We start from the raw sequence: 8,562 nt of genomic DNA, 5'->3' as shown, positions 1-8,562 counted from the left end.
TTGTCTAGCATCTAAAAATAAAAATTGACGTTTCACGTTGTTTGTTTCGTTCAGTTTTCAAAGAACTACTTGGTCGCTCATTTGCGACTTCCTTATGTTAACATCTTCGTTAGTTAATGTCAACTAAGTTTTTTATTTTTGTTTGTCGCTTTCGACGTTAATGTCATCGGCGACTTGTTCTATATTACACCTCTATACTCTAATCGTCAATACCTTTTATCCTTTTTATTTTATAAATTATAAAGGGGCTTAAACCTTCTTCGTTTATAACCTCGTACCTAGAGATTTATAAACTGCTGCAGTCACTTTCATAACTGACACTTTATACTCTCTTACTTACCTCTTACACCTTTCTAAAGAATGAATATCAAACCAAGCAAATATATATTAAAAGTAGCACTTTTTATTTCGAGTACATTCCTGCTGCAGTCACAATTATCTCCTACCACTTCTCTCTAGAAATTATAAATACACCACACATTTACTAAAATCTAATTAACTTAGGAGGCGTTATGAAATGCATGTTAATAAGAAGATCATTTATGTATCCCATGATGCCCATTTCCACGGAGCACAGCTGCTTTCTTTACATACCATTAAAGCTCTTAAAGAAAACTTTCATTACTCCGTCGCAATTATTTCGATTGGAACAGGTATTTTAATCCACGATTTTCAAAAGTATGGTCCTGTTTATTGTCTAGAGAAAGACTACCCAACGGAAGGAAATGTCGAATTATTAATAAAGAAGTTAGCATCACAAGGCTATACCATCGCGATATGTAGTACCGTCATAAGTGGTGATATAGTTGCATTACTAGCTAAACACAATATAAAAGTTATTTCATTAATACATGAATTGCCGCATTTAATACAACAGTACTCTGCCGAAGAAAAAGCGAGAAATATTGCCGAGTCTGCTTACAAAATAGTCTTTCCTTCACAATACGTATATGAAAAATTCCGTACAATCACCCAATTAGATCATAAGAAGTGCCATATCCTCCCTCAAGGTTTATTTAACCATAATCCTTATAAGAACAATATTGCAAAAGCTAGAAACGAATTACGAAAAAAACACAACCTGCCTCTAGATAGTAAAATCATTTTGGGAGTAGGTTTCGCTGATCATCGAAAAGGGATAGATTTATTCTCACTTATTGCTTACTCAGTAAGAAAGGTTCATAGGAATATTCATTTTATCTGGGTCGGGAGAACAGACGTTCACTTCTTAAACACGCTATCCCCAAGATATACAGCACATTTCACATTAGTGGATCCTACTCCAGATATCGGTTTATATAACGCCGGGGCTGATTTATATTTATTAACTTCAAGAGAAGATCCTTTTCCCAACGTTGTTTTAGAAGCATTAGATACAAAAGTCCCTGTTATAGGGTTTAAAAACGCTGGAGGTTTTGAAGATGTTGTTACGGAACAAACTGGCGCATTAGTAGACTATTTAAACTTACCGATGATGCTGGAAAGAATCTATGAATTTCTTGGAGATGAAGATTTACGATTACAAAAAGGTAGCTTTGGCCAAGAACTTATTGAAAAAGATTTCAACTTTCTTCCTTACATTTATAAATTGTTAAACCTGCTTGAGCATAATTATAAAAAAATAAGCGTCATTGTACCAAACTATAATTACGAAAAATACTTACCTGACCGGGTTAAATCCATATTCAACCAAACCTATCCCCTTTACGAACTAATTTTCCTAGACGATGCCTCTACTGACAATAGTGTATCTACATTTGAAAAGCTGCTCTCAAACGAAAATAAGCCCCACCTAAAAGTTAAGCAAATTATTAATGATAAAAACTCTGGTTCTGTATTTAAACAATGGATAAAAGGCGTCTCTGCAGCAACTGGTGATTACATTTGGATTGCAGAGGCTGATGACTTATGTGATCAGACATTTTTAGAAGAAGTGATACAAGGGTTTCATATAAATAATGATGTTACCTTAGGCTACACACAATCAAAACAAATAGATGAACAAGGAAATATCCTGGCCAATCATTATTTGGACTACACAAATGATATTGATAAAGTAAAATGGCAGCGTCCTTATTTCCGAAAAGGGATAGATGAAATACGAGATACGTTACTGATCAAAAACACGATACCTAATGTCTCAAGTGTAGTTTTTAAAAACATAGACATGAAAACAACAGCAAAACAATTAGAAAAGTTCAAAGTAGCTGGTGATTGGTTTTTCTATGTTTCTATCCTTAAAGAGGGGGACATTTATTTCAATCCAAAGCCGCTAAACTATCATAGACGACATACAAATAGCGTAACGAGAACAGAAGGTTCATATTCCCATTACAGTGAAGTTGTACAAATGCAGAATTTCATTAAAGAAACCTTTACTATCGACGACATTTCAAAAAAGAAAATGTACACATATAGAAAATACCTTAAAGCATATTTGAAGATTTAATTATATATTTTCCTGACCATTAGTATCTCTTGTAAGATTTTACTATCATTTAAGGGGGTTACTCATTGAAAGAATTTATAGAGGCAAATAAAGATTTGATTTCTCAAATGGCACACAACTACAATGTAAATGCAAGTATCCATCCAGAGGATCATATCTTTCAATTCCTTGTCACGAATCCAGTCTTTCCGTCTAAAAAAGAAGCGATAGATTATTATTTTAAAGATGGAAGAAAATCAGCAGAAACACTCTTAGATTTAATTACTTCCTTTCATCCTCCTGTAAACACTCCAATTCAATTATTAGAATTCGCATCCGGGTATGGATGCGTAACACGTCATTTATTAAACTTACAAACGAAATTAAGTATAACTACCTGTGATATACATGAAGAGGCTATTACTTTTATTGAAAACACATTAAATACTTCTTCTATCTTATCTCACCCTGAACCTGAACAAGTAAAATTGGCCTCGTCTACGTATGATATCGTCTTTTGTCTATCCTTTTTTTCTCATATGCCTGATACAACTTGGTTTCGTTGGCTTCAAACATTGTATAATACTGTTTCCCCTGGAGGATTATTCATTTTCACAACTCATGGATATCAAAGTAAAAAGTACTTCGGCTTTCCCGATTTAAATGAACAGGGTTATTGGTTTCTCCCCTCTAGTGAACAACTGGATTTAGATGTTCATCAATACGGGCAAACGATCGTTAGCCCCTCTTACGTATGTGACAAAATTAAATTATTACCTTATAACCCTATCATCAAAAAATACACTGAAGGTTTTTGGTGGGAACATCAGGATCTTTGGGTAATAAAAAAAGAAATAAAATAATAAACCACGCTCTACTTATACAGAAGTAGGGCATGGTTTATTATTTTTTACTATATAAAAACTCTTCAATCCATAGCTTATTTAATCTAATTCCACTTTTGAAATCTATTTTCGGTTCCCAATTACATTCTCGTCTTACTCTATCTATATTTAAAATGATTTTTCGAACATTTTCTTGCCTTTGTTTATAGCAGATAAAGTCCACTTTTCGTTCCGTTAATTTCTCCAATTCTACTATAATTCGTTTTAAAGAGAGACCCTTGCCGCTCCCTATGTTATACACACAAGATTTCAAACGATTTAATTGTGATAGTTGTATAGTGATTTCAACTAAATCATCGATATAAATATAATCTCGAATAATCTCTTGTGGATTCCCATATATATTAATCTTTTCATTACTGAGATGCTGATACAAAAAACAATTTATCGCCCCAACTTTCTTTAAAGGATTTTGATATTTTCCATATGGATTAGAATATCTACATACAACATAATCCATTCCATATTTTTTCTTATAAAAGTACAAATAATTTTCAAGCGACACTTTTGTTATTCCATAAGGAGAAAGTGGTTTTAACGGATGTTCCTCATCAATAGGTAAATATTCAGGTTCACCGTAAACCGTGCCTCCAGAAGATGCTAATACAATTTTTTTAATAGGGAAATTTTTAACGCTTTCCATGAAGTTAAGAAAAAAAAAGCTACTGTTTATATCTCCAAAAACATCTTCAATTGAAGTTGCTACATTAGACGTTGCAGCTAAATAAATAATAATATCCACGTTCACTAAAGCTTTATAAATATCATCAACATTTGCTAAATCACCTTTAATAAACTCAACCTCACTTATAATATTTTGAGGGAAATTATTTATATGTCTGGAAAATACTTTTACATTTTGACCTTGTTTTAATAAACCGAACGCGAGGTTAATACCAATGAAACTATTTCCACCTACTATTAAATAATTATTCTTCCTCATAGTATCCTCTCTAGTAATAAGATTTTTGCTTATCACACCTAGAAATACAAATAAATGAACTTATTCACTTCTATTATTTATTCTCTTATAATTGTATGCCCCTAATAAATTTTCATTATCTTTATTTTATATTTTCCTTTTAGGATTACTACCTTATATAAGCTAACCGAAAAAAACACTCATAATATTTACTCATCCCTATGAATATATTGGATTAGTAAAAGCTTTCCCTCTCTATAAATAAAACTTTCAAAAAGGAGCACTACATTTATGAAGAATGTAAATCAAGAACTTTTAAATCAGGTAATCCTACATAAAGATCGAATTCCACATTTCCATAAAGACTTTCCCCTTATACTATTCTGGAGCCATAGAAGCGGATGCACTACTTTAGCTAATTGGTTCTTTTTTCAAATTGGATTGTTTAATGAAGCAAAGAAATACCATGACTTTATTCATTACTATGAGTTCTGGGTATATAAAAACAATATAAATTACATACCAGAGTTACAAAATAGTCTTCTAGCATCAAATAAAGATGTTTGTAAACTTGTACGGAATCCCTATACAAGGGCTGTCAGCTCATTTTTATTACTTGCTGACAATCCATATGCTAGCCCTCAATGGGAAAGTATCCGCCATTATTTATATAATGACAAATATAGTAACCGAGGAATATCATTTAAACAATTTTTATATTACGTTCGAGCATTCGGTTCCAATTCCCTAGCAATGGACATACATTTTAGCCAACAATACGTTCCAGGTGAAGAAAAATTCATCCAATACTATATTCCTTTAGAAGATTTTAATACTCAAATCACCAAACTAGAACATACGTACGATTTGATTAAATCCAATTTAGCGCTACTTGCAAATTCAGATCATCATCGCGCTCATAAAATGCTTTATACAGGAAGCTATGCAGAGCTCAGCATTACGGATGCCGCCTTCCCTCGCTTTCCAACATATGAAAGTTTTTATGATGAAGAGACCATGGCGTTAGTTACAGAAATATATGCACAAGACTTTGAAATGTATCCGTACACAAAAGGGATATTTTAAATCGATACATTCTTCAATGAATAAAAGCAAATGTATCGCATAGCATAAAGTGAAACTTTAATTAGCGCGGGTTTCTCCACCGCTAATTATTCCCTTCTCCCAATTGATTCCCTAAATTTCACCCACTCTCTTTGAGTTCACTGATTGTTGACGCATGTGTCATATGCATTTTTTTACACAGGAGTGATGTCATGTGGAAGGTAATTTGAAGCACAATAATGGATATTGCGTTATTTGTGAGAAAAAAGCTACATTTATAGAGCATAATGATTGGCTCAGAGATCATTACTTATGTTCTACATGCCACTCTATACCAAGGCAGCGAGCTCTAATCCATGTTTTAAATACATTTTTTCCAAAATGGGGTTCCTATCATATCCACGAATCCTCTCCTGGAGGGATTACAACTCAACTACTAATAAAAAACTGCAAAAACTATACATACTCTCAATACTTTAAAAACTATCCTCTTGGCCAATACTTTCAAGGAATTAGATGCGAGAACTTAGAAGACATGACTTTTCAAAATGAATCTTTTGATTTATTCATTACTCAAGATGTCTTTGAACATGTAATGGAACCAAACAAAGCCTTTAAAGAAATAGAGCGTGTATTAAAGCCTGGCGGCGCTCATGTATTTACTGTCCCTTGGTATCACACACTCCCAAGGACTTTGCAAAGAGCAAGAATCAATAAAGAAGGAATTGAGTATATGGAAGAGCCGATTTATCATGGTAATCCTATTGATGAGAATGGGTCTTTAGTAACATTTGATTGGGGTCAAGATATGATTGAATATATTTATAAACATGCAAATATGTATACCATTGTTTATTTACAAAAGGATAGATCACTTGGGTTAGATGCTGAATTTTTACATGTTTTTGTTAGTAAAAAAACATGTAAGTAGCTGTTAATCACTACATCATTCGGGGGTTTAACAAATGAATAACTTTAAGTTAGGAAGTGAATTTGATAACCTTGTTAGTCCACTATCTGATATTGAACTTCTAAATCTATTTATACAAAGTTGCTCCCAAACAAAGATAAATGGCATCCCAGTACCTATGTTCCCCCCTGAAGAAATTCAACAACAGTTTGTAGGTGCTTCCTATGAACATGCTCTTTATGAAGCATATTTGTTTTATAGCCTTGTAAAAACATATGCCCATAATTTAGGCGTTCCCTTGAATAAAGAACGGAAAATTTTAGACTTCGGTTGCGGATGGGGAAGAATCATACGCTTCTTTTTCAAAGATGTTCGCCATAAAAATTTATTTGGTATTGATGTAGACCCTGTAATGATTAACCTTTGTAATGAAACGTTAGGAAGAGGCAGATATAAACTAGCTCCCCCACAACCTCCTGTAGAATTTATTAATGATAATTCATTAGACATCATATTCGCTTATTCTGTATTCTCACATTTATCCGAAGAAACTGCAGAAAATTGGATAAAGGAATTTTCAAGAGTTCTTCGTCCAGGTGGAATCTTCATCGCCACAACACAAGCACGCTATTTTCTCGATTTCTGTCAACAATTTAAGGAACACCCTGAATTAATTCAAACGGGATGGCATAAAACTTTATCTCAAGCTTTTCCAGATATAAATCGTGCCATCTCGGATTATGAAAGCGGAAATTTTGTCCACAGCCCTACGGGAGCTGGAGATGTTAGAAATAGTAGCTTCTACGGGGAAACCGTTATACCTAGAACTTATATTGAAAATCACTATGAGAAGTATTTAAAGCTACGGGACTTTTTTGATGATGTAAACCGATTACCCCAAGCCCTATTTGTTCTCCAAAAAGATTAATCCTTTTCATTCATGATGATGCGCGTAATTTCATAATGAAAATCATTTTTTATCTCATCTATATCGAGCAAACTGTAAAAATGAATTCATTATGGAGCATACACAAACAGTAAGTAAATAACATATCTCGCGCTTTAAACTAGATCCAAAAAACCAAAAGTAACTTCCCACCACTTGAACTACGAAGAACATAAGGGGGATATATCTTGAAAATAATCGCTTTTTACTTACCACAGTTTCATCAAATAAAAGAAAATGACCGATGGTGGGGAAAAGGTTTTACTGAATGGACAAATACGAAAAGTGCACGACCTTTATTTTCAGGACATTATCAACCTAGAGAACCTTATCAAGATTTTTATTACGACTTAACCACCCCATCCGTAAGAAAGTGGCAAGCAGAAATCGCCAAAGCACACGGCATATATGGTTTTTGTTATTACCATTACTGGTTTAAAGGAAAAAGGCTATTGGAGACACCATTTAATGAGGTACTTCAGATGAAGGAACCAGATTTTCCATTTTGCCTTTCTTGGGCAAATGAACCGTGGACAAAAACTTGGGATGGTCTTGATAGTCACATATTAATGCCTCAAGATTACGGAGAATCATCAGATTGGAAAGAACACTTTGAGTATTTATTGCAAGCTTTCCAAGATGAGAGGTATATCCGTATAGATGATAAACCACTATTTATTATTTATCGTCCTGGGCACATCCCTGATTGTGAGCAAATGCTAAATTACTGGGATACACTCGCACAAGAACATGGTTTGAAAGGTATATACTTTGTAGAAACATTAAACAGCTTTCCACTTCCTAATATAAATGGATTCGATGCTAGCATTCAATTCGAGCCTTTTTATACAATTGCTCATGATAGCTCTTCAGACATCAATAAGATAATATATGAATCTGGTAAACAAATAAACGCTTGGGATTATGATAAAGTGTGGATGTATATACTAAAGCGATCTCCTCCAAAGAAAAAAACATTTCCCGGTGCCTTTGTTGACTGGGACAACACAGCACGCCGCAAAGACTTAAATAGCAGCATCTTTGTAGGCTCTACCCCTGAGAAGTTCACAATATATTTAAGCAAACAAATTCACCGTACGTTCTCCCTTTATGATAGCGAGTTTTTATTTATTAATGCGTGGAATGAGTGGGCAGAAGGTACTTACTTAGAACCAGATAAAAAGCATGGATTTGCCTATTTAGAAGGAGTTAAACAAGCAATTAACAGAGGTATGAAAGCATACAAAAAAGACGAGTCATATTGACTCGTCTTACAGTTGCTTGGCGACGTCCTACTCTCACAGGGACAAGGTCCCAACTACCATCGGCGCTAGAGAGCTTAACTTCCGTGTTCGGTATGGGAACGGGTGTGACCTCTCTGCCATC

7 protein-coding genes and 1 rRNA gene are annotated in these 8,562 nt (G+C 33.9%); 6 read left to right on the top strand and 2 right to left on the bottom strand.

Annotated elements, in window-relative coordinates; genetic code table 11:
• Positions 1-517 precede the first annotated feature (517 nt).
• Together MR113_RS25915 and MR113_RS25910 are read left to right on the top strand one after the other, a co-directional pair.
• On the top strand, positions 518-2,449 hold the full coding sequence (locus MR113_RS25915; protein WP_242257343.1) for a glycosyltransferase: 1,932 nt from the start codon (positions 518-520) through the stop codon (positions 2,447-2,449).
• Positions 2,450-2,514: 65 nt separating this feature from the next.
• Positions 2,515-3,291, top strand: a complete 777-nt coding sequence (locus tag MR113_RS25910; RefSeq protein WP_242257342.1) for a class I SAM-dependent methyltransferase — start codon at positions 2,515-2,517, stop codon at positions 3,289-3,291.
• Between the two features lie 40 nt (positions 3,292-3,331).
• On the opposite strand, the gene MR113_RS25905 is transcribed toward MR113_RS25910, so the two are convergent.
• A complete protein-coding gene (locus tag MR113_RS25905; protein WP_242257341.1) occupies positions 3,332-4,276 on the bottom strand; it encodes an NAD-dependent epimerase/dehydratase family protein in 945 nt (314 codons plus the stop codon).
• 270 nt (positions 4,277-4,546) lie between these two features.
• Between MR113_RS25905 and MR113_RS25900 the strand changes: the two genes are divergently transcribed.
• The 4 genes from MR113_RS25900 to MR113_RS25885 all read left to right on the top strand — a co-directional run bounded on the left by MR113_RS25900 (position 4,547) and on the right by MR113_RS25885 (position 8,441).
• Positions 4,547-5,341, top strand: a complete 795-nt coding sequence (locus MR113_RS25900; RefSeq protein ID WP_242257340.1) for a sulfotransferase family 2 domain-containing protein — start codon at positions 4,547-4,549, stop codon at positions 5,339-5,341.
• Between the two features lie 193 nt (positions 5,342-5,534).
• Positions 5,535-6,251, top strand: coding sequence for a class I SAM-dependent methyltransferase (locus MR113_RS25895; protein ID WP_242257339.1), 717 nt, complete (start codon positions 5,535-5,537; stop codon positions 6,249-6,251).
• 34 nt (positions 6,252-6,285) lie between these two features.
• Positions 6,286-7,158 (top strand): class I SAM-dependent methyltransferase, encoded by an 873-nt coding sequence (locus MR113_RS25890; RefSeq protein WP_242257338.1) that lies wholly within the window; start codon positions 6,286-6,288, stop codon positions 7,156-7,158.
• 206 nt (positions 7,159-7,364) lie between these two features.
• A complete protein-coding gene (locus MR113_RS25885; protein WP_242257337.1) occupies positions 7,365-8,441 on the top strand; it encodes a glycosyltransferase WbsX family protein in 1,077 nt (358 codons plus the stop codon).
• A 14-nt stretch (positions 8,442-8,455) separates the two neighbouring features.
• Here the strand turns inward: MR113_RS25885 and rrf are convergent.
• Positions 8,456-8,562: ribosomal RNA gene (gene rrf, locus MR113_RS25880) — 5S ribosomal RNA — on the bottom strand; the annotation flags it as partial.

This window comes from Bacillus cereus group sp. BfR-BA-01379 (genome assembly GCF_022663605.1).
In the GTDB taxonomy this organism is placed as follows: Bacteria; Bacillota; Bacilli; order Bacillales; family Bacillaceae_G; genus Bacillus_A; species Bacillus_A mobilis.
This window is presented reverse-complemented; position numbering and strand designations above follow the sequence as displayed.